We start from the raw sequence: 21,987 nt of genomic DNA on the forward strand, positions 1-21,987 counted from the left end.
AACACAAACCGCTCAAAGAGCGTCCAGAATCTTCTGCCCATCGGGCACACCAAGCCCCGTGCAAGCATCCCACCCAGCACCGGCCTGATAGCCGATCAAACAATCTTTGATCCCGTTATCACCCACGGTCACGTCTGTGAATAGCTGAACGCTATTGGCATAGAGAAATGGCTGCAATAGTCCCACATTCTTCTGTTTTGCCTGATTCAGCAAAGCCACCAGCCCCGACATCATTGGAGCCACCGCACTCGTCCCGCCCACTGGTTTCTCGGTGCCATCCCATCGAACCTTGTAGTTGACCGCGCTCATCGCCAGGTCAGGAATTCCCCGCCCGCTCATGTCGCCCGGGCGGGGCCAATTCGTCGCAAGAGAGGCCGGCATCACTAGGCCCTGCTGATAACCTGGAGTCCCGAAGTAGGCGCTGATCCCCCCATTTGATGCCACTCCAGGCCCCCCACTCAACTCTGGGTCGTAAGGCTTCCCATCATTCCATGTAACGTCTGTCCCATCGGCGCCTATCTGAGTCCCGCCACAGGCCAGAACCAAGCTATCCGACGCGGGATGTCCGACATGGATCATCTTGGACCTCAGGCCCGATGCACTGCACCCAACCCCGCGGTCTCCCGTAGCGGCGCATACCGTGATACCCAGTCTCGCTGCCGCTGCAAATAGCTCATGGTAGGCGTCGAGTGCAGTGCCATCGACGTAATCTTCCGCCGTCATCCAACTTACCGAAATCACGCTGGGTTTCCGCTCCGTGTCATAGATCGCGGCATTGAACGCGTCAATAAATCCTTTATCATTACCATGCGCAAAATACACGGCAATTCGAGCCTTGGGAGCGATCGACCCCGCTACCTCGATATCCAGCATCACTTCGCTATCGCTGCTTGAGACCGTCTGATTGTTCACTGCGTCTCCAACCAATACAGAAACGACGCTCGGCGTGGCAACCCCAGCCTCTCGGAAGTAGATATCCAGGTCGTTTGTGCGAAAACCGCCGCCCAACTCGATAATCCCAATCGTTTGCCCCGTGCCGTCCAGCGGAGTTCCGTTGTGAGTAGTCGGAAAGTTATACCTCAGCGCATATGCGGAGGGCATCACACCAGCCTGCGGCCCGTCCCCAATAGCCGCAAAGTTCTTCTGATGGAATGGGGCACGATCTTTCGGTCGGGTGTCCAACCCGAATACGCCCGTCACAATCTGACTGAGCGCCGCTGGTACGGCAATCTCGCCGGAGCGGCCTCGATATGTTCCCGATTCATGGTGGTACATCTGCAGATACGCCGGGAACGTGCGGAGAATATCACCCAGCGCTCCCCGAAGCATCATCGTCCTGGAAGCAGCATGCCGACCATAGACAAGCAGGTTATTTTTCTGCGCCAGCTCTTCGATCATGTCGAGGTCGTCCGCGAGCGCCCCATACTTTGCGCCAAGCTCCTCGTGTGTCAAATACTGGCGCTCCGCCAGAGGCTTGCAACTTTCCAGATAAGCGTCGTGCTCAAGCTTCGCCAGATCTCCTGCCGAACGTACACGCACTGTCACGCTCGCAGGTAAAGAAGGATCAGGCTGTCCGGCTGGACGCGAACCCGGAAGCGGCGCACGGCCACTGCCAGCAAGCAATACAAAAGAACTCATAAATGCCTCACAGGCGGCCCATCGCCAGAGCCGCGCAGGTTATCTATCAAGGAACAGCCGTGGGAATTTTCGTGGCAAATGCAGTACGCACATCGGAGGGGTTGAGCTTAGCCACATCGGAACCGAGCTTCAAACCAATGCCCCATAGGAAAGCAAGAATATAGTCTCCAGCCGACCCGAATCCAGGGTTACTCCAGATCAGGCTATACATTCCGACCACAACGACGGTCAACAGCGAGAGAATATCCAGGACGTATGTCGAAGCAGCCACGCGATGCACGACGGCCCGCTCCGAGGGCAACCGTAAAACCCTTTGCCGCGGCGACACGTTTTCTGTCATTGCCATTTCAGGGCTCGCGGTCGCTTGCGGCACCGCCGCCAGAATCGCCTGAACCTCTGCCGTAAGGTCGGACATGGTCGCGCTTCTACCTCCCAAACCATCCATCTTTTCGAACAAGGGCAGCAGCGGGGCCCAATTAGCCGGCGCGGTTATGTTCCAGTCTGTCATCAGCTCCTGGAAGCCTATCTGGATCACTCCGCTCAAACCTGCAATCTCATCCAAAACCGTAACTCCACTGGCTGGAACCGTAATGCCCGCCTGTGCCGATAACTCTGCATCGGTCAGCAATCGCCGCAGCCCCTCTCGAAGAAGCCGATCAATGTGATCGAGCGTCTCCGGACAAGCAACGCCCGTCACCAGCACGTTTTTCTCCACCATCGCTCTGAGATTCTGAAGGGTCTCGGCCAGCCTTGCAACCAAGACCTCGTTCTCCGCTTTCGTCCGCATGCGGACAACCCACACCACGCAAAACCAGGAAATCCCCGCGCCAATCGCAATCGCGATCGTTCCAATCCACCATGCGCACCGGGGCCTATACGAGACATTCATTGTCACCGGCACTGCGGCGGATACGTCATTGGTGCCAATCAGGAAGGTTCCCGAATACGTTCCCGCCTGCCGCTCGCCATCTTTCCACCGGATGATCGCCGTCGCCTGCGAACTCTTTGGCGAACCGGATCCCGGCGAGACGATACAAATCTCAAAGGCCTGCGCCGGCAGTATATCTGAACCCCTGCCCTTCAATAATCCTCCGACGATTTGCACGCCTGAAATGGTTGTGTTCGCATCGGATAATCGGAGAGTCAGCGTCGTCTGCGCGCTATCTGGTCTGCCGTTCACCACGATATCCGAGGGCGGATAGACCAACTGTAGAGAAGGCGCCAAAGGGACAGCGGGCTTAGGAGGCCCCCCGACAGCCGGCACAGTCGCCGATCCCGACGAAGACCCAGCCAGAACTCTTGAAGGGTGAGTAACCGGCGGAACAACCTGCGCGTTGGCGATCAACGCGGGCATCTCGGCCAGCCACAATGCCACGCCGGCGGCCACAACCAACATGCGCAAGTCATAAGCACAACGAATCAACAGGCCCATATGCTCTCGCACCTCGAAATCACTGGCCCGGGCTCTCAGCCTGAGCGCCCTTAGAAAACCAGCTCTTCTATAACACGAGATCCGGAAACAAATACCTCGTTCGAAAGTATCTGCGCCATGACGCCAAGAAATAGCATCGTAACTGGCAGTTCTCCGCTGCCTTCAGAACTCCACACGCTCCATTAGTCAGAGTCAGCCCGGCAGCCCGCGCCTAGCAATGCAATCAGCGATCTCTGCATTTCGAATCGATAAAGCCATTCGCAAAACTTTCCGATAGAATGCTGACATCTGTTCCGAGGTCCAGTTGAGTTCTGAGGCTACAGCAGAGTTATTGGCACTGATCAGGGCGTGCGTCGAGTCCAATCGCGCCGACGCCTGGCAGCAGTTTGTTGCCCGTTTTCAACGCCCCATCAGCCTCTCTGTCATGCGCGCCGCCCGCAACTGGGGCCATGTCCCGCATGAGATCGCAGCCGATCTCATCCAGGACACTTATCTGAAGCTATGCGATGGCAAGTGCCGCCTACTCTATCAATTCGCGCTCAACAATCCCGAAGCGGTGGAAGCCTATATCAAGACCATCGCGGCCAACGTTACCCATGACTACTTCAAATCCAGGCAGGCGGCCAAACACGGCTCCGGTGCAGTCCTCCAGGCCCATGAGACCCTCGAGGCAGAGTCCGAAAGCAGTCACGAGGGTGGCGTGGAAGCGATCGAGCGCGCGGTTCTGCTAGGTGAGCTCGAAGAATGCCTCAATACCTGCACGGATGGCCCCACGAAGGAACGAGATCGCATCCTCTTCTGGCTCTACTATCAGCAAGGTCTCAGTGCCCGCGAGATTTCGGAGCTGCCTCAGATCAATATGGCTGTCAAAGGCGTGGAAAGTGCGATCCTGCGTCTTAGCCATCTCGTCCGCGATCGGCTCAAAAGCCCAGATGCCGGGCAGGCGCAGATTTCCAGCCGCGATGAAAAGGGATTCAGCCCCATAAAGTCGTTTTCATAAGGAGCAGTACCTTGGCACGCCCATTGGATCGACATCTCAACCCCACCGAGATCGACATGCTCCTTGAGCAATCTTCTGTCGTCTCCACTGGCCTCAACGGAATTTCCGGCAACGACAGCGGCGAAGCCGCACTTCACGCGAAAACATGTCAGGAGTGCAAACAGAAGGTGCGAAGGCATAGTGATATGCAAGACGTCCTTGAAGGACTCCGCATGCAGTCTGACCAACAACATCACACGGCTCAACCCTCCCCGGACTGCCCGGAAAGAGCCGAGCTGGCCTCCGTCGTTTGCGGGCTCTCCGAGGATACGGCCACACACACGCGCCTGCTTGCACACGCAGGCCGCTGCGCCCATTGCGGCGCCATCCTGAAGCAGTACTCAGAAATCCTCGCCATAGAAGCCACTGAAGAAGAAGAAGCACTGCTCCAGTCGCTCCCAATTCACAGCGTTCCGTGGCAGAGACAGACGGTGGCCAAACTTCAGGCTTCCCTTGCTTCCCAGGACAAAATAATACCCGTTACAGAAGCGGCTCCAAAGCCGCTGCGCAAACTTTTCTTCCGCCAACCGCTGGCATTTTATTCTGCCGCCGCCGTCATCCTCCTGGCCGCTGGCTGGCTCGCTCTGCACCTCTTCAAGCCGCCCTCGCCCTCAGCTCTCTTAGCCGAAGCCTATTCCGAGCACCGCATCTTCGATCTCCGCCTGCACGGCGCTGAATACGGCCCCATCCGCGTCGCACGAGGTCAATCGGCATCGAACCTCGACAAACCCATAGCCCTTCTGGAAGCCGAAGAGCAGATAGCCCGAAAACTTAAGGAGCAAGGAAGTGATCCCCACTGGCTCCAGCTTTCCGCACAAGCCGACATGCTCGACGGCAAGTACGAGTCAGCCCTCGAAGCGTTGAACCGCGCCCGTGAAAGCGACCCCAAATCCCCCGATCTGCTCACTGATCTGGCAACCGCATACTTTATGCGCGCCGAGGCTCTTGGTAGCGGCCGCGACTTCGCCCATACCATCGACCTGCTAGGCCAAGCCCTCTCAGTCTCGCCGAACGACCCTACGGCGCTCTATAACCGCGCCGTCGCCGAGGAGCGCCTGTACCTCTATCATGAATCTCTCGCCGACTGGGACAAGTTTCTCAGTGTCGAGACCAGCAAAGTCTGGCTCGCTGACGGTCGCGCACGCCGCGACGCCGTAGCTAGGCAGCTCCAGCAGCATGATCGCTCTGCGGTTCGTCCCGAGAGCGATCCGGCTCGTGCTCTTCCCATACTTGAGACGCGCATGCGCGGAGCCGTGCAACCCTGGAACGATTCCCTGGATGAAGCCTATCTCGAACTGGCCCTGCAACAGTGGTTGAAAGCATTTGATCCATCCCGCTCCTCGCCTGCTCATAGCCCGAAAGAACTCGACGCCAGACTCGCCCTCGAAACACTTGGAAAGGTCCTCTCCAAGTACCACGGCGACAACTGGCTCTCGGACATGATGACCTACTCCGCCGGCCCTCACTGGAGACGGGCCGTTCAGGAGCTCGCCGCCGCCTCCACAGCAAACGCACTCGGCGAAGTCGATACTCTTCAGCAACACAGTATCCTCGCCCGCGAGAGCTTTGAGCGCGATGGCAATCAGGCAGGCGAATCCATGGCCAGATTTCAATACATCGTAGGCCTCAACCGCACCGAGCATGCCGATAATTGCCTCACCGCATCACAGGAGACCCTCCAGCAAGCTCACCATGGCGGCTATCGATGGATCGAAGCCAATCTGATGCTCGAGCAATCTACTTGCCTCGGGTCGCTCCGCGATCCGGGACAAGCATCCTCCTCCGCACGTCGTGCTGCCACCATCGCAAATGAGGCCAATTACGACACCCTACACTTGGAGACCCTCTACTTTCTCGACGGCGTCACCGCTCCTTGGGTCGCCTCTAGTGACTCCTGGAACCTCTTCCGATCCGACCTCGACCTCTACTGGAAAGGCGCTAGCCCCGCCATCTACGGAGCTAATTTCTACGCCGACATGGTCCTCGATGCCGAAACCGGCGGCTTCTGGTATCTTGCCGAAGCGGCGGGCAAGGAATCCGTCATTCTCCACGACCAGGCTTCCGATTTGACCGCAGCATTCGCAGCCCATCACTATCTCGCCCAAGCCGCAGAGATGGCCGGTGACGAGCAGCTGGCCTACGATCAATATCAGCAGGCGGGCGAAATCCAGCGGCATTCCCCTGAGTCCTCTCCCACCGCCGTAGCCATGCTTGAAGTCGAGCGTGCATCTCTCGAGGTCCGCGAACAAAAATTCACCGCTGCCGCCGAACGCCTCGCCAATGCTGCTAGCGGCCTATGCGGCCTGCACAGCCAATACTCCAGTCTTCCCTACTACCGCGCCGTAGGAGAGCTCCATCTTCGTACAAATCAACCCGCTCTTGCTGAAGCCGAATTGCTTCGGGCCGTCGAGATCATCGAGGATAATAGCGGATCGCTCTCCTCCGATCCCGATCGTCTCCTCTGGCACCGCGAAAACAGCAGTCCCTATCGCGGTCTGTTGGAGATCTACGCTCGCATTCAGAACGACAGCGCCAAGTCCTTCGCGTTCCAGGAGTGGTATCGCGCCGCCCCCTTGCGCACCCCCAAAGCAAAGCAGGCGCAAGACCTGGCCGAATCGAGCATTGCCTGCTCTATCGCCCGGCCCACCACCCGGTCTACCGCTCACCCCTTTCCCTTCAGCGGTTTGAAGCCCCCGATCCAGCCGGCATCTCTCGCCTCCAGTGCATACAAGCCCCCGCCCGGTAGCGCCATTCTGAGCTGGATTTGCTTTCCCGGGGGGCTCGCCGTCTGGCTCCTCGACAACCAGGGAGTACGCCTGGAATGGGTCGACATTCCCGCCGAGACCTTCCGCTCCACTGTTGATCGCTTCGCCCGCCTCTGCTCCGACCCCCGCTCAGACCAGGCATTGCTCGACCACGAAGCGCGACAGCTCTACCAATGGACGATAGCTCCCTTCCAGCCCCGCCTTATTGCCGTTAAGACCCTGATTGTGGAGTCCGACGAATCGCTCGGCCCCATCCCTTTCCAGGTCTTCAAGGCCCCGAACGGCCAGTACCTCAATGAAAGCTTCACCATTGTCGACTCGCCGGGTATCGCCTACAGCACTCGCCTTCGCCTCGGCGACCTCCAGACCGACACCACCGTTCTCGCTGTCGGCAACCCCCTCCAGGGCTTCGAAGGCGACGCATCACTGTCGCCCCTTCCCGACGCCGAAAACGAAGCTCGCAGAATCGCCGGCGGCTTCGATCACCACTACATCCTCACCGGTCTTGACGCCACCCTTCCGGAAGTCCAGAGACTGCTGCCCGGCGCCCACGTGCTGCACTTCGCCGGTCACGCTTCTTGGAAGGGTCCTCAGACTGGCCTCCTCCTCGCCGGCGGTTCCCGCGACAAACCCGCGCTCCTCGACGCGACCCAACTCGCCAATCAGGATCTTCGAAAGCTCCGCCTCGTCGTCCTCTCCGGCTGCGATACAGCGCTCGCCGAAGACGGCATCGCCGACCCTGCGAATCTCGTTCGCATCTTCCTCCGCGCCGGCGTTCCCCACGTGGTTGCCAGCAAGTGGCAGGTCGACTCCCGCGCCACCTCCGAGATGATGCAGGCCATGTACGCCGGCATCCAAAGAGGCCAGTCCGTAGCCTCGGCGCTACGTTCGGCTCAAGAAACAATCCGCCTCAATCCTGCAACCTCTCACCCCTATTTCTGGGCAGCCTTCGCGCATTTCGGCGCGTAAGCTGCCCAGCGCTCTATTGCACGGGTCAGTAGCCCAGCTTGATGATCTCAGAGATTAGAGCGGACCACCCAGTTACCTGGCTGAACTGCATCTCCGCGTAGTGATCCCAGAGAATCTCATACCCAACGATCGGATTATCATCTCCATCCACCAAAAAATTTTGATCTCGCACCTCCACCACCTTCCTCCCGCTCGGATAGAATTTGGCACCGCTTGGATAGAACTTACTTCCGCTCGGATAAAACTTCCTCGAGACGGGGTAAAATTTCTTGCCATCTCCCAGAGGATCCATGGTCCTCGCTTGCACCTCGCCCGGCTGCGGGAAATGCTGGACGCGAAGACTGACCCTCTGTCCCGGCGCCCGCTTCTCTTGAGCTACCTTCTTCGCCAAACTTCTTATGTGAGCATTCGCCTGCTTGCTTGTCGGCGAAAGCACCTGAGGGAAATAGATTGCCACGCCATACGAGTTCAGCGCTTCGCTCTCACCAGAGTCCCGGTGATAAATCACGTAAGGATCGCTCACCAGCACATCTAAGACTTTTTGAGCCGCGGGGGCAACGTCGGGGTTGTCGTCAAACGAATTGACAAGTTCATAAGAGAAGCTGCCGAGGTCGATGTACGTATACTCATCCGGCGTTCGCGAGCTATCGCGCGCGCGTAGAATCTTCCGCCGTAGCGGCCCGTCTGCAACTAAAGGTTTGAGGACTGTCACCAGCGATTTAACCGCGTCCGCGAGGGCCTTCGTGGCAGATAGGTCAAAGGCTGCCAGAGAAACGCGCGTCCGATGATGCGTCTCCGAGTACTTTTCGATAAATCGGCTCACCACCACTGTGGCCAGCGTGTGGTGATCCATCCCCGGAAATTTTGCCAGGTCGCTAAGAATCGTCGCATAAGGCCAGCTTCCCTTGGGAAGCTCTTCATCCGACCCCACCACAAGTGCCGTAGAGTTTCGTATCTGATGCCACACCTCCACCATCGCCATTAGGCAAGCGTCAAAACCGAGCAGGTCAATCTTTTTTCCAATCGACTTACTAAACTCGTCCAGTACCCCTGCCAGCGAGGTGTCATTCACGTAACGATCCGCATTGCCCACGTTCAGGACATCGGCTGCCTCGTAGTCGGAATTATCTTCTGGCTGAGCCGGCGCCACTGCTGCAGCAGACTGAACTAACTCCTTCTCGGCCTGCGTCGGATGCTCGTAGTAATACACATGATCGAGGCCAGCCCCATGCCCCCACAACACGAGAAAGAGCCGATGTTGATCCATCGGCGGTGCGACATCCTTTAAGAAATCGGCAAGACGCTGACTCCGATCCGGAGTGTAATCATCCGGAGCTTCCCAGATAAGTTTCTTCACTCCCTGCGCACACTCGTAGCGAGAAGAGATGTTGTCGTCCGGACCGTCCACCTGAACGATCGTTTTCACGTCGCTAAACAGACTCGCAGCCGTTATCTCGCGAAGACTTACCTGAGCGTCGTCATAGAGCGAGGCATCGGCGGCGATGTACACCAGCAGTTTCCAGGGAAAAGCCATAGTTTCCTCACAAAATTAAACTTGTTGCTGTTGATGACGACATACTGACGGCAATCCCTTCTGAGTTCTTCACCGTACAGATATGCGCCTTGCAGACACACAGATGGGTAGGGTTCAGAAGAGGTGAATCGATGCTGCAAAAGGGTATGAATCTCGGGGGAGCCTTAAGATAGCACTGGGCCTCAGGCCAGTGTCAAGACACAATCTTTATTAAACAGCAATGAGCACAGCCGGCCCGCATCGTATCAATCCTGGGCTTCGCTCTATTCGAATTGGTCGCACCTTCCCGCGTAGCAAGATTCTCGCCCGCGAAGGGAATTCTTGCTAGTTCTCGTGTGGGTAATTGAGCGCGAAAAATGCACGATCACACACGTCTTATCCACAAACGATCGCGAAGGAACGACATGAATAGGTTCGCAACAAACACTTGCCTTGATCTTTGCGCACATGAGCGTAGCGTCTACCCACTAGGACGGGTGCCTACCGGTTTAGTAGCAGCGCGCTTTTAGCGGCGCTTTTTGCGCATAACTACGGTGTGCGAGTGTTGCTCCGGATGAATCGGGTCTGCACGTTCCATCTCAACTGGCATTTGAGCCTTCCCGAAGGGCTCACTTTCAAAAAGGAGGAAATCACAAAATGGCACAATTATCACTAAAACAAAGCCCCAACCCATTGAAATGCGTCCTGGCCGGGAACACGGCAGGAGTCGTACGCATCCTCGCAGTATCTGCCTCGGCGCAGCCGCCGACTGCGAATGACCTGACCACAACCATCGCAGCTCATGGCCAGAGTTTCACCGTTCCTCTCGACACGGTTGGCGACTGGGCAGTCGTCGCCGTTGCAAACATGATTCCCGCGCCTCCATCGCCGAGATTACTAACGGGGAATGACGAAACTTTGTCGGATGGCACAGCCCTACCTGCTGGAACCTACATCGATGCCTTCGACGATCCTGCGACCCTGGCGGTCGTCTTCACTCTGGAGGTGACGGCATGAAGAATCTTACTTTCATCCCATTTCTCCTGTGCACTCTCGCGAGCGTGTGCGCACACTCAACGCAAGCACAGGACACTTCGGAGGTACCCTATGCCGACTGCGCGCCTCTCGCCAAACAGATGTTTGGGGATCTCATGTCCGGTGAGACGCCGGAGCAAGCCGCCGATTCTTTCCTCAAACCCGCAAAACATCTAACGTGTTTTGCAAGCACGCTGCCGTCTATTTCTCGTACGAGTGTACTGAAAGCATTGATTGAAAACCTCGCCAGCTCAAAGCAGCAAAGCACTCCGTCTGGCAGCTCTGGCTCGACAAGTTCCGTTTCGAAGCCGGCCGGAAGCACTTCCATCATTCAGGATGTGGGAGGAGTGTCTGCCACTAGTAACGGTTCCGCACTCACATTGCAATTTGCCCCTGGTGACCTAGTGGAACTATTAAGTAATGATGGTGTCTTCGACTTCTGTACATCGACGATCAAGACGCAAGGATGCTGGTCGCCCACATGGTTGAAGGTTTTCATTCCGGCAACTTTTTCGGTGACGACAAATACAACCACTCCTAGCTCGACCGTTTCTGGAGTGGCGATGAGCACGGGAACTGCAGTGCCGATAACACTAAATAGTGCTTCCAATACGTTGAGCTTCGGAGGTATCACGGCCAAATATGCATTCCTGTATCCCAAGAAAGACCAGGACGCTGTAAACAAAGATCTCCGGAATGCTGCAAAAACTCTTGCGGATTCACTCGGCAAATTGATGGGCAGATTGGCTCAATGTGATGCATACAAGAATTGGCCAGACAAGGTCCGCCCGAAAGCGATCGAAATCTTCCAACAGACAGCCAGAAGTGGAGATCAAAGCAACCTTGAGGCCTTCATACGCCAAAGCTATGGCGAGCTAAGCGTTGAAATGGAGAAGGACCCATCTTGCAACTTGGGGACTAGTGTTCAAGCCTCACTGAATACTGTGAGCGCTTACCAAACAGCGATCGCTGTCGAGAGCGTGATAGCAAAATCCTCCACGCCATTACTCGGTGTGGAGTATGACTTCACCACTCCAACGAGCAAGCCTAGTTATCACAGTGCAAAGTTTAACTTTTCCTGGCAGTCCTCCACAAGCTGCAATACGCAGGTGAAGACTGCGGCGGCGAAAGCTTTAAAAGCTGTAAGTCCGAAAGCCAGCCTAGATGAAGCCGTATCAGCATCGTGTAGCGATGCGTCGGCTGGTACCGATTCCAAAGATGTGTCTGCCGCATCGACCTCAGCGACGCCTTCCTGGACGATCAGCGCCAGCGGCGGTGCTGATATTAACAGCGACGATCCGTCGATCACCATCCCATCGGCCAGCCGGCTACGCGATGTTCAGGTTGGAGCAGAGATCACGCGAGTTTGGCACATATCAACTTACAAAACTCAGAACGCAGCACTGACAGAAATGCTCTCCAAGGTGGGCGACCTGAGTCTTGTGGGAGCCTATTACTACCAAGACCAGACCAGCCCATCGATCCTCAACGGTCCGCCTTCCACCATCACCTTCAACGGACTACCAACAGCAGCGTCGCAGGTCTATGCCACACGCGGACCGATCAATGTCGGGCAAATTCGCCTTGGCTTCGGCACAGGCACAAATGTCAGGTTTCCAATCGCGGTGAGTTATTCAAATCGCAGCGACCTCATTGTGCACCCCTTTGTTGGTGTGCAGTTTGGGGTTAGCTACGATTTATTCGGTAAATGAACAGAAGGCTCAACCTGTCCGATTTAGCTGTAATCCGCGCCACCAGGTAACCCTCCTTTTCCTGGTGGCGTTGAGCCACACAATCATAATGTCGGTGTGATAGGAACGCGATTTCAGAATCAATTACTTTGCGCCAGTTACCGGTAACATAGGTCAGACTAACTTTCGGGGTGTAAGCACAATGCCTTCTCTACGTTCTTTCCCGCTCTTGGCAGCCATCCTCGTCGGAGTAGTTGCTCACCAAACAGCCGACACACCACATATTATGCAACCACGCCAATCGCCTGCACCTGCGCCCACTTCAGGTTCACACCCATCGGCGCGCAGCCCAGCCGAAAAGACAGCGGCTGACGCAAGAGCTCAGTCGGAGAAGCAGGCAAAATATGGGGCTTATCTCCTCGGGTTAGGCGAACTCGATGCAGCTAAGGCTGAATGTGAGTCTGCTCTAAAAACCGATCCCGAAAACCAGACATCCAGAAAGTGCCTGAAGAACTGGGCCGCAACCTCTGTCGACAACAAGCTCAATACTGCCGACAACGAATTGCTGGACGGCGATGCCACAGGCGCCGTCAAAGCAGCTTCTGCCTGGGTTCACTCCAATGCCTCGGATCGACAGCGGAGTAGAGCCACGCAAATCATTGAGCGAGCGAAGACCCCCTGGCCCAACGAGCCTTGGGAGCACTTCCCGGATTGGGTCCGAAAGGTCGCCGCGCTTATCTTAGAAGTCTGGCTAAGCACGCCAGACTGGCTTCGTCAGATAATCTTGACACTCGTTTTCCTTTTCGCAGCAATCGTAGGCGTGAGATTCATGCGCTGGCTTTGGCGTAAGACCCGACGGATCCGCTTCCTCGGAAAGACGGTGTGGCATCTGCAACCATTGACGCAGGTGAACGGCTCAACTGATGGGGATAGGGCAACAGACGGGCTATTAGACGCTATCGCTCGTCTAGGAGACGAACTGGATCGGGATGTGTGGCAACCGAAGCTGCTCTTGCTGCGACCTACACCCCCAGCCAACTTCGAGCCTGCTGTGATCACCGACTTCATGATCCAGACTGATGAGGGCCAGTCTCCGGGTGAGAGCGTGCTGTACGACATGAAGCTCTGTCCGGCGATGAAGAATCTGCGCGCGGAGCTAGATTATCACGAGGTACGACTGGACGATGCCCTTAAGGACCTTCAGTTGAAAGCAGCGGGCGGAATCGATGCCGGCGCTCTGCTGCGTTTCTTAATGGCCATCGGGCGTTGGATCACGGCTGGTTCACCTACGATTTCAGGCTCCGTCGAGACCGGCGCGATTACATCCAATTCGCAATTAGGAACGGATGGGAACGTCACGCCTTCGGGCAGCGAAACGGAGGACAGTCTGGGACAGACCATCTCAGTGCATATTGCCGCTCGCGGAACGGATGTTCGAACTGTCTCGATTACCACCTCCAGCAACATCCAGGCAGGGATCGATTGTGTACAGCTTGCGGCCGAACGTGCAGCTTTTAAGTTTCTGGTCAGGATGCGATATCCCGAAATGACCAATGACGAAGTGAACGGGATCGCAGCGCTTCGTCAAGGTTCTCAACTATTCGCCGAGTTTGCTTGCGCCTGCCCAGGCGGTGGAGGCGCGGCCGTCACCCGAATCTCGGCGCTTAGCAGCGCAGCTCGTAATCTGGAGTTCTTCAGGTCGTCCATCCCACCTGCATATCGATCTGGTCCCAAAGCACCTGGAATCTCGGTCGGAGGTAGTGGCGCGTTGGCCTCCTACAAGCCTCTCACCACCAAAGACGTGTCATCAGGCCATTCCCAGCAGAAAACTGCTAGTCATAAGGTAGAGGCGAAGCTAGGCCCGCCCCCCCCCCAACCGACATCTCCACGAGCTAAGAACGTAGCACCCTACCAAGCCTCCGCAGCAGAAACCTTCGGAATCACGGACGAAATACGACAAGGAGCCCTTCTCTCCGAAGGTTTGGCTCACGCATTGGCTGGGAGGCCGGACGACCTGGATGCCGCAGTCAGCTGCTTTCGACAGCTCCAAGAGTGGCCCGGAGCAGACAAACGATCTCACCTCTGGCAGCAAGCCGCTTTCAACGAAGCAGTGGTTTACCGTCAGATGGGCTTCTACTCGCAAAGCGTTTTGATGTTGACAGAGTTCCTCGGTGACCTAGTCCCCGATCTTGGTTCTCGTGCGCGTTTGAGGGTTATCGGCACCCCAAACGAGGTGAAGCTGGTCAAGCCCATTGAGTTGGCAGCCCGCGTCGCGCGGCTCGGTGCTTTTGCGCAGTACACCAGCGAAGATTGGGGAACCTTGCCTCCCAATCGAGCCCGTCTGCTCGTCGACGACGCAGAAAAGCTCGTTAAAGAGCTGGAAAACCTTTGGCAGAAGACCAACTCAGTGCATGATTCGCGCATGGCCAAGTACTTGCTGGGAGAAACGCTCCGCTCCATCGGACACGTAGAGGTACGAAGGGTTATCCAAGATCTAGGCTCAGACCGAATCTATGATGAGCACAATCGGCCCACTAAGCTCGCGAAGAAACCTCTCGACCCTGGAAACCCGCGTGAGGAGCTAGCGATCCGACGCCTCCACGAGGCCATCAGATGGATGCAGATATGTGAAGACTTCCTTCCACGCTGCGGACTCTTCTGTGATCTTTCGGAGTCGTTCCTCCTACTCACCAAGTTTCGCGAAGCGCAGGGCTACGCCCGGCACGCCACTCTCAAAGGGGGTGCCCTTGCCGATGCTGCAATTAATCTTGACGGTATTCTCTATGAGCGGGCGTTCTACCTCGCAACCGAGAGCTTTTATATGGATGGCAAGCCTGAACTGGCTAAGCAATATGCTCAGCGCTTTACAGGGATCGTAAGTGAGGAAGAATTCAGAGAATTGCGGAAGCTATTGAAAATCGAAGAAAAAACCGTCAGCAATAACGTGGCATGACACATCAGCTGCAATGGACTCTGAGAACATCTCCACTCCAAGTGAATTGCAAACAGAGACTGAGCAAGGACCGAGCTTTGGAGGCTAGACAATAAATCGTACGATATTCATTGAGATTCAAGGTTACGGTCATATTCATATTCGTTCTTAAATCAGAGAAATTGCAGTCTTCGAAATTCCATTGTATTAAGTGGGCTGACCGGGAAGATCCGCCGTTAGTTCTGCCGGTTTAGAAGCAACTCTCCAGTTCCAATCAAGACTTTGGCAGTGATAGGTTCAAGAAATGGTGGCCTCAGGCCAAGTCGTATGTTCTGGTTGGAAAGAAGGAAATTCGGCATTGCTTTGCGTCAACAGTTTAGGTCCATTTGTAATACCAATCCCGCCCCCCAAAGGCTGAGGCGGCAACTTGACGGTGTCGAGCATCGGCCCATACTCAGAAACGACAGAGAAAAAGATTACGCTGCTGCCTACTGTACGTCGCCTACACCCCTGTTTGGTAGATCAATTTGTCAGATTGTTAGGTGCCCGTGCAGCGGATGCTTCATTGAGGTCTACAGATGGGTTTACATTCTTGTAATCCTATCCCCCAGCTATCGACATCGAAATCTCCCATTGGAGATTTCGACAAAACTATCTGGCACAGTCTGCGCCAGGATTGCGCCAAAGAAACGGCATTTGAGGCAATTGTGGCCTTTCTATTACCTATTTAGAATGTGCAGGTTGCAGAAAATAAAGGCGCTAACGCGGGTTCGACTCCCGCCGCCTCCACCACTTTATATCCTTTAGAATCATATATTTGAAGCCCGAGAGAAAGCAGCTTGTGCACTGCGTGTGTGACTCATTTTACGGTGAGTCATGCTCACTATTTTTCGTCGCCACCTGAAGAACTGCAAACACTCCAAGAAGGGCCGGAGCTACCGCACTTGCGGCTGTCCGCTCTCCGTCGAAGGCACTCTCGACGGCAAAATGATCCGCCGTGCGCTCGACGTACGAGATTGGGAAGCTGCACAGAAAATCGTTCGCGAACGGGAATCCGGCAACGGCAAAATCGAATTGCCGGATGTTGCCGAAGCGATGAAACAGTTCGCTTCAGTCTGAATCTCAATCTCCAACGTCAGCTTTTGCGATGATTCTTGACGAGCTTGCGAAGAACGGCGAACTTACCAACCAGTTGCTGGAAGTAGGCGTCGAGAAGGACGGTAATGTTGAGCTTCGGCGCATCGCCCTACCCGCGGAACACATTGTCTGATTCGGGCATCCGTCGGCATCTCCCTGGCCCGCCAGTACGCTGGCACCCTGCGTTAGGCGAGTTCTCAACACTTTGATGGAACGGTCAATTAGACCGTTGTGAAGCAGAATACGAAACCTGCCGGCCGGCCAGCTACAAAGCTGACCCGCCCCTGCACGAAACAACCGACAGCCGAATAGCGAATTTGGCCCACAGCAGGAACAGCCACTTTCAGGCAGGTTGCGCTTCCGTTTCAGCAATCGCAGAGCGTACGATTTCCAGGAAGTCATTGACGACAAGGCTGGCACCGCCGATAAGGGCACCGTCGATACCCGGCCGGCTGAGCAGTGCAGCGGCATCGCCCGGCACCACGCTACCTCCGTATTGGATCGAGACTTGTTTCGCGGCATCCTTGCCGAATATCCGTCCGAATCGTGCCCTGAGAACGGCATGCGCCTCCTCGGCTTGCTGTGGAGTGGCGTGATGACTTGGATTGCCGATCGCCCATACGGGTTCATAGGCTATGCTGATACGGCTCAAGGTATCAGGCTCGACATTGGCCAATCCCAAGCTGAGTTGCCGGTCGAGCAGCGCTTCAGTCTGGTTGGCCTTTCGCTGCTCCTGTGTCTCACCGACGCAAAGGATAACGTCGAGTCCAGCAGCCAGGGCGACCTTCACTTTGTCATTGATGAACTCATTGGATTCACCCAGTTTGTGGCGCCTTTCGCTGTGACCCAGAATCACGTATTTGCAGCCGACATCGAGGAGCATCGTTGGGCTGACCTCGCCTGTGAAGGCGCCGTCCATTTGGGGATACATGTTTTGCGCACCGAGTGCGATGCGGGTTTCCTTGAGTACCTCTCCCACGACGGCAAGATACGGAAAAGGCGGGCAGAGAATGATGGAGACGCCTTTTTCATCGATCAATCCATCGACGATTCCCTCGGCCAAGTCTCGTGCAGCTGTGGCGGTGGTGTGCATCTTCCAGTTACCAACGATGGTTATCTTCTTGATTTCGTCAATCATTGCGTGTCCTCAGTGTGGACCTTAGTTGTGCGTTCGTTTCACGTACTCGGAAAGTAGTCGCCCGGTAGAACAGGGACGCATGGACCGAGCTGGATGGAGCGGTTTGGGCGATATCAATTACGGTCGCTTTGTGCCGCTCCACTTCCAGTTGCGAATCTCCGGCATGTCCTGGCCGTGAGCGTCGATGTAGTGCTTGTGCTCGATCAGCTTGTCTCGCATGTTTTGTTTCAGGTAATCACCCTTAGAACCTAGATTAGGAACGCGATCGACCACGTCCTGTACCAGATGGAAGCGGTCGAGGTCGTTCTGGACGCGCATGTCGAAAGGCGTGGTGATCGTGCCTTCCTCCTTGTAGCCGCGGACATGGAGGTTTCGGTTCTGTCGGGCATATGTCAACCGGTGGATGAGCCAGGGATAGCCATGAAAACCAAAGATGATGTGCTTGTCCTTGGTGAAGAGTGACTCGTAGTCCAGATCGGTGAGGCCGTGGGGGTGTTCGGTGCAGGGTTGCAGCTTCATTAGATCGACGACGTTGATGACGCGGATCTTCAAATCGGGCAAATGCTCACGCAGGATGGAAACGGCGGCGAGAATCTCCAGGGTGGGTGTGTCGCCGCAGCAGGCCATCACAACGTCCGGCTCGGTCTGCTGGTCGTTGCTGGCCCATTGCCAGATGCCGATCCCCTCGGTGCAGTGAATGACAGCCTCATCCATGGTCAGCCATTGAGGCATAGCATGCTTTCCAGCGACGACGACATTGACGTAGTTGCGGCTGCGCAGGCAGTGGTCGACGACGGAGAGAAGGCAATTTGCGTCAGCCGGAAGATAACACCGCACGATATCGGCCTTCTTATTGATGACATGGTCGAGGAAGCCGGGATCCTGGTGGGTGAAGCCGTTGTGGTCCTGCTGCCAAACGTGTGAGGCGAGCAGATAATTCAGCGAGGAGATATCTCGACGCCACGGCAACTCTCTGCAGACCTTGAGCCATTTGGCATGCTGGCTGAACATCGAATCGACGATGCGAATGAAGGCTTCGTAGCTGTTGAAGAGACCGTGGCGTCCCGTCAGCAGATACCCCTCCAACCATCCTTCGCACTGGTTCTCACTCAGCATCGAGTCAAGCACCTGACCCTGTGGCGCGAGGAACTCGTCGTTGCTGAACTCACGCCCATCCCACTGGCGGTTGGTGACTTCGAAGACCGCTTGCAATAGATTCGAAATGGTCTCGTCGGGTCCAAAGAGACGAAAATTTCGCTTGTCCTCATTGAGTTTCGCCACGTCGCGCAGGAAATTCCCCAACACCAGGGTGTCTTCGATCTGAATCGCTCCTGGCGAAGTCACCGTGACAGCGTGCTGGTGGAAGTCTGGCATACGCAAATCATGGAGCAGAAGTCCGCCATTGGCATGCGGATTCGCGCTCATGCGCCGATCACCTTTCGGTGCCAACTCGGCAAGTTCCGCATTGAGCCGACCGTTCTCATCAAATAACTCCTCGGCCTTGTAGCTCTTCATCCAGTTCTCAAGTAATTTGACGTGGTCGGGATGATCTCCATCCACCAGCAGCGGAACCTGATGTGCGCGAAATGTTCCCTCGATTTGTAGTCCATCGACAAACTTTGGACCTGTCCATCCCTTGGGCGATTTGAGGACGATCATCGGCCATCGGGGCCGAGTGGTGTCGTTATTACTCCGCGCATTTTTCTGGAAGCGTTGGATGTCCTCAACAGCCTGGTCGATCGTGGCGGCCATGAGTTGATGCATAGTCTCTGGGTCGTCGCCTTCGACGAAGTAGGGAGTCCAGCCGCAGCCGCGGAAGAACTGTTCCAGTTCCTCATGTTCGATCCGGGAAAGTACGGTTGGATTGCTGATCTTATAGCCGTTCAAGTGCAGGATCGGCAATACAGCTCCATCCGTGACGGGATTGAGAAACTTGTTCGACTGCCACGCCGTGGCGAGCGATCCGGTCTCCGCCTCTCCGTCGCCGATGACGCAAGCGACGATTAAATCGGGGTTGTCGAAAGCTGCTCCAAAGGCGTGGCTTAGGGAATAACCCAGTTCGCCGCCCTCATGAATCGAACCAGGTGTCGTTGGCGCGACGTGGCTCGATATGCCGCCGGGGAAGGAAAACTGCTTAAACAGCAACTTGAGGCCGGCCTCATCCTGGGTCACATTTGGATACACTTCGCTCCAAGTCCCTTCAAGATAGACATTCCCCACAATCGCCGGACCACCGTGGCCAGGGCCGGCGACATAAAACATGTTTAGGTCGTACTTCTTGATGGCCCGATTCAGATGAACATAGATGAAGTTCTGTCCAGGAGTCGTACCCCAGTGCGACACCACTAGCGGCTTCACATGCACGAGGGTCAGCGGTTCTCTCAGCAGCGGATTTTCGTAAAGGTAGATTTGGCCAACTGACACATAATTTGCCGCGCGCCAGTAAGCATTCATCTTGCGAAGCAGTTCAGGATTGAGCGTGTCCGTTGTCTTGATGGACTCTTCTTTGCTCAACAATGCGGGCGTTTCGTGGAGTATCTCCGGAATGAGCAGTTCGGATGACATAGTTGCATTCTCCTAACTTCGGCTAAAGTTCAAGCGATTTGACGCGGCGATCGTTCATCGTCGGGTAAACGAAAAAGGCTGTTTAGAGGCTCTCAAGCTGGCCAGACGAATCAGTTGTTAAGCTGAGTGAAAGGAGCTTCGCATAAGTGGAGTTATAGTCTGTGTGTAGAACGCCTCGCATGCCCAAGCTTTCCGCAATTTGGACGAACATGGGTGTGTTGTCGATATAGGCAACTTGCTTTGTTGGCGTCTGGGCGAGATCCAGTGCCAGGCGAAAGATCTCCACGTCCGGCTTGCGCATCCCAACGAAGCATGAGGAGATAAAAATATCGGCCAACTGATCGAGCTTGAACTTGCGTACACGATAGGCATTGACAGCGCGTGATCCATTGCTGATTACAACGACCTTCAATCCAAGCTGCCGCTTGAGTTGCGTGATAAGTTGGACCATCTTTGGGTATGGCCTTGATTGATCAAACATGAAGTTGCGGAACTGGCTTCTCGTGAATGGTCGCTTTTCGTAAAAGACTACCCACCCGAGATATTCCTCAATCGTTAGTTTTCCTTCCTCGTGAGTCTCGAAAACCAGGCGATGACGCTGATCCATCTCTGCCCAGATGAGATTGAAGTGTCGGGCCGCGCGTTTACGGGCCAGGTGGTCCCACCCATTGGTGAGCAGGACCCCGCCGATATCGATAAACAGCGCGGAAATCGGTAGTGCTCGTTTCATTGAAGCTCCGACACAACTGGACTCACCATTGGCCACAAATGCTGACTTGGACCAATGTCTTGAGCGTGAAGAAGAGTCTCACGCCGTTGGTGGGACGCTTCGACTCAGTGTCGACTTGGATTGAATCGGTGGTCTGAGCAGTTGTGCTCAGAGCACATTGAGAGGGGTCCTGGTCATTACCCTTTTAGCAGCGTCGGATGCGTTAACAGACAACGTCTACAAAAGCTCTGCCGGACCAAGAATCATGCATGTCATTCGTGATCAGTGCGATTCTTATTACACCGATTTGGCTCTCTGTTGAGGAGAGATCGGTGATGACGGAAGGTGCAGAATTGCTCAGACCCAGGAGGCCAAGTGCTGCAAACGTAGTCTAGTGTATGCGAATTAGCGCATTCAGACGATGATAGCGAAGGTCAACAGCACGCGACAGTCTCGCCGTTCCCCGAGCGATAAGGCTGCCTTTCCATAAAGGCCGTCCCTATGGATGGAATGAAGTATGTAACGTTTGATGCTAAAGAGTATTTGGCGAGCCAGGGAATCGGGCGAAAGCTAATCAGATTTAAAGCGAAGCATTTCCTTTTCACTCAAGGTAGTCCAGCCGACTCCGTTTTTTATATCCATTCCGGACGGGCGAAACCCACTATCGTATCCCGGGGAGGAATTGTCCAAGCCCAAACTGCCTGAACTTGGGAAGTAGTAGCTTAGACGTTCGATCGTTTGAATTCGACGGATATTTCTAAAATAGGGCCGCATCGTTTTGATGGTGAGAGGAGACTGTCTATAGCATCACTGCGGGGTGCTTTCTTTGCTCTTGCAAATGTCTCTTATGCAAAAAGCGTTGCGACCCAGAGATAGTGCTCATGGGGGCGCGAACTATGTGCCAAAACGTCGAAAATCTAACGGCCCTAGGTTTGTGGGTCAAGAAAGAATGGAAGATGAAAATTCTGATAGGAATTGACGAGTCGAAGTTCTCAAAGCACTTGATTGGATCTATGATCTCCCAGTTTCGGACAGAGAATGCAGAAGTGCTGGTGCTCCATGTGCTGCAACCGGTTGAGCCCGTGGCTCCTCCAGAGATGGCGCAGGGCTACGCTCCGGAGTTGGAAGATCAGAAGGTACCCGCTTGCGCATTGGTTGAAAGTGCGGCAGACGAGTTGCGTGCCGCCGGATTCAAGGTCCACACAGCGGTCAAGGTTGGTGACGTCCTGGACGGCATACTCGCTGCCGCAGAGAGTTGGGAGGCCGACTTGATTGCAGTTGGTTCACAGGCAAGCAAGGGCATCAAGAATCTGTTGTTGGGAAGCGTGGCTCAATCCGTCGCTCGACAGGCGACATGCTCTGTAGAAATTGTTCGTTTGCCAACGCATGAGTGACAGATGGCCGCGTGGGTAATCCAGATGTCT

At 55.4% G+C, this 21,987-nt stretch carries 14 protein-coding genes; 8 read left to right on the top strand and 6 right to left on the bottom strand.

Features of this window, described 5'->3' with window-relative positions:
• Window positions 1-12: 12 nt before the first annotated feature.
• Window positions 13-1,638, bottom strand: coding sequence for a S53 family peptidase (locus AC5S27_RS18555; RefSeq protein WP_493936047.1), 1,626 nt, complete (start codon window positions 1,636-1,638; stop codon window positions 13-15).
• Between the two features lie 46 nt (window positions 1,639-1,684).
• Window positions 1,685-3,070 carry a hypothetical protein gene (locus tag AC5S27_RS18560; protein ID WP_493936048.1) on the bottom strand — a complete coding sequence of 462 codons (1,386 nt, stop codon included), beginning with the start codon at window positions 3,068-3,070 and terminating at the stop codon, window positions 1,685-1,687.
• Between the two features lie 331 nt (window positions 3,071-3,401).
• Here AC5S27_RS18560 and AC5S27_RS18565 point away from each other — a divergent pair, with 331 nt between their 5' ends.
• Both AC5S27_RS18565 and AC5S27_RS18570 read left to right on the top strand, forming a co-directional pair.
• Complete coding sequence (locus tag AC5S27_RS18565) at window positions 3,402-4,070, top strand: RNA polymerase sigma factor (RefSeq protein ID WP_493936049.1); 669 nt, start codon at window positions 3,402-3,404, stop codon at window positions 4,068-4,070.
• Between the two features lie 11 nt (window positions 4,071-4,081).
• Window positions 4,082-7,843 (top strand): CHAT domain-containing protein, encoded by a 3,762-nt coding sequence (locus tag AC5S27_RS18570; RefSeq protein WP_493936050.1) that lies wholly within the window; start codon window positions 4,082-4,084, stop codon window positions 7,841-7,843.
• Window positions 7,844-7,868: 25 nt separating this feature from the next.
• Here the strand turns inward: AC5S27_RS18570 and AC5S27_RS18575 are convergent, their stop codons facing one another.
• Complete coding sequence (locus tag AC5S27_RS18575; protein WP_493936051.1) at window positions 7,869-9,377, bottom strand: clostripain-related cysteine peptidase; 1,509 nt, start codon at window positions 9,375-9,377, stop codon at window positions 7,869-7,871.
• A gap of 636 nt (window positions 9,378-10,013) precedes the next feature.
• Between AC5S27_RS18575 and AC5S27_RS18580 the strand changes: the two genes are divergently transcribed.
• The 5 genes from AC5S27_RS18580 to AC5S27_RS18600 all read left to right on the top strand — a co-directional run bounded on the left by AC5S27_RS18580 (window position 10,014) and on the right by AC5S27_RS18600 (window position 16,284).
• A complete protein-coding gene (locus AC5S27_RS18580; RefSeq protein WP_493936052.1) occupies window positions 10,014-10,373 on the top strand; it encodes a hypothetical protein in 360 nt (119 codons plus the stop codon).
• Entirely contained in the window at window positions 10,370-12,103 is a 1,734-nt protein-coding gene (locus AC5S27_RS18585) for a hypothetical protein (protein ID WP_493936053.1), read from the top strand. Before AC5S27_RS18580 ends, AC5S27_RS18585 begins: the two co-directional genes overlap by 4 nt.
• Window positions 12,104-12,368: 265 nt before the next feature.
• Window positions 12,369-15,035, top strand: coding sequence for a hypothetical protein (locus AC5S27_RS18590; protein WP_493936054.1), 2,667 nt, complete (start codon window positions 12,369-12,371; stop codon window positions 15,033-15,035).
• An 855-nt stretch (window positions 15,036-15,890) separates the two neighbouring features.
• On the top strand, window positions 15,891-16,133 hold the full coding sequence (locus AC5S27_RS18595) for a hypothetical protein (RefSeq protein ID WP_493936055.1): 243 nt from the start codon (window positions 15,891-15,893) through the stop codon (window positions 16,131-16,133).
• Between the two features lie 28 nt (window positions 16,134-16,161).
• Window positions 16,162-16,284: a hypothetical protein gene (locus AC5S27_RS18600; RefSeq protein WP_493936056.1), complete on the top strand. Its 123-nt coding sequence runs from the start codon at window positions 16,162-16,164 to the stop codon at window positions 16,282-16,284.
• A 210-nt stretch (window positions 16,285-16,494) separates the two neighbouring features.
• Here the strand turns inward: AC5S27_RS18600 and tpiA are convergent, their stop codons facing one another.
• From tpiA to AC5S27_RS18615, 3 genes are all read right to left on the bottom strand, one after another.
• Window positions 16,495-17,289 carry a triose-phosphate isomerase gene (tpiA, locus tag AC5S27_RS18605; RefSeq protein WP_493936057.1) on the bottom strand — a complete coding sequence of 265 codons (795 nt, stop codon included), beginning with the start codon at window positions 17,287-17,289 and terminating at the stop codon, window positions 16,495-16,497.
• A gap of 117 nt (window positions 17,290-17,406) precedes the next feature.
• Window positions 17,407-19,854 carry a phosphoketolase family protein gene (locus AC5S27_RS18610; RefSeq protein ID WP_493936058.1) on the bottom strand — a complete coding sequence of 816 codons (2,448 nt, stop codon included), beginning with the start codon at window positions 19,852-19,854 and terminating at the stop codon, window positions 17,407-17,409.
• Window positions 19,855-19,936: 82 nt separating this feature from the next.
• Complete coding sequence (locus AC5S27_RS18615; protein WP_493936059.1) at window positions 19,937-20,584, bottom strand: HAD family hydrolase; 648 nt, start codon at window positions 20,582-20,584, stop codon at window positions 19,937-19,939.
• A 935-nt stretch (window positions 20,585-21,519) separates the two neighbouring features.
• Here AC5S27_RS18615 and AC5S27_RS18620 point away from each other — a divergent pair.
• The gene (locus AC5S27_RS18620; protein ID WP_493936060.1) at window positions 21,520-21,957 is read left to right on the top strand and encodes a universal stress protein; all 438 of its coding nucleotides are present in this window, start codon (window positions 21,520-21,522) and stop codon (window positions 21,955-21,957) included.
• Window positions 21,958-21,987 lie beyond the last annotated feature (30 nt).

This window comes from Acidicapsa borealis (assembly GCF_059115245.1).

What these genes read in the sequence shown, in the direction of transcription:
- AC5S27_RS18555 (WP_493936047.1), bottom strand. Translation starts at nt 1,638, where the DNA reads ATGAGTTCTTTTGTATTGCTTGCTGGCAGTGGCCGTGCGCCGCTTCCG.
- AC5S27_RS18560 (WP_493936048.1), bottom strand. Translation starts at nt 3,070, where the DNA reads ATGGGCCTGTTGATTCGTTGTGCTTATGACTTGCGCATGTTGGTTGTG.
- AC5S27_RS18575 (WP_493936051.1), bottom strand. Translation starts at nt 9,377, where the DNA reads ATGGCTTTTCCCTGGAAACTGCTGGTGTACATCGCCGCCGATGCCTCG.
- AC5S27_RS18580 (WP_493936052.1), top strand. Translation starts at nt 10,014, where the DNA reads ATGGCACAATTATCACTAAAACAAAGCCCCAACCCATTGAAATGCGTC.
- AC5S27_RS18585 (WP_493936053.1), top strand. Translation starts at nt 10,370, where the DNA reads ATGAAGAATCTTACTTTCATCCCATTTCTCCTGTGCACTCTCGCGAGC.
- AC5S27_RS18590 (WP_493936054.1), top strand. Translation starts at nt 12,369, where the DNA reads ATGCAACCACGCCAATCGCCTGCACCTGCGCCCACTTCAGGTTCACAC.
- AC5S27_RS18595 (WP_493936055.1), top strand. Translation starts at nt 15,891, where the DNA reads ATGCTCACTATTTTTCGTCGCCACCTGAAGAACTGCAAACACTCCAAG.
- AC5S27_RS18600 (WP_493936056.1), top strand. Translation starts at nt 16,162, where the DNA reads ATGATTCTTGACGAGCTTGCGAAGAACGGCGAACTTACCAACCAGTTG.
- tpiA (WP_493936057.1), bottom strand. Translation starts at nt 17,289, where the DNA reads ATGATTGACGAAATCAAGAAGATAACCATCGTTGGTAACTGGAAGATG.
- AC5S27_RS18610 (WP_493936058.1), bottom strand. Translation starts at nt 19,854, where the DNA reads ATGTCATCCGAACTGCTCATTCCGGAGATACTCCACGAAACGCCCGCA.
- AC5S27_RS18615 (WP_493936059.1), bottom strand. Translation starts at nt 20,584, where the DNA reads ATGAAACGAGCACTACCGATTTCCGCGCTGTTTATCGATATCGGCGGG.
- AC5S27_RS18620 (WP_493936060.1), top strand. Translation starts at nt 21,520, where the DNA reads ATGAAAATTCTGATAGGAATTGACGAGTCGAAGTTCTCAAAGCACTTG.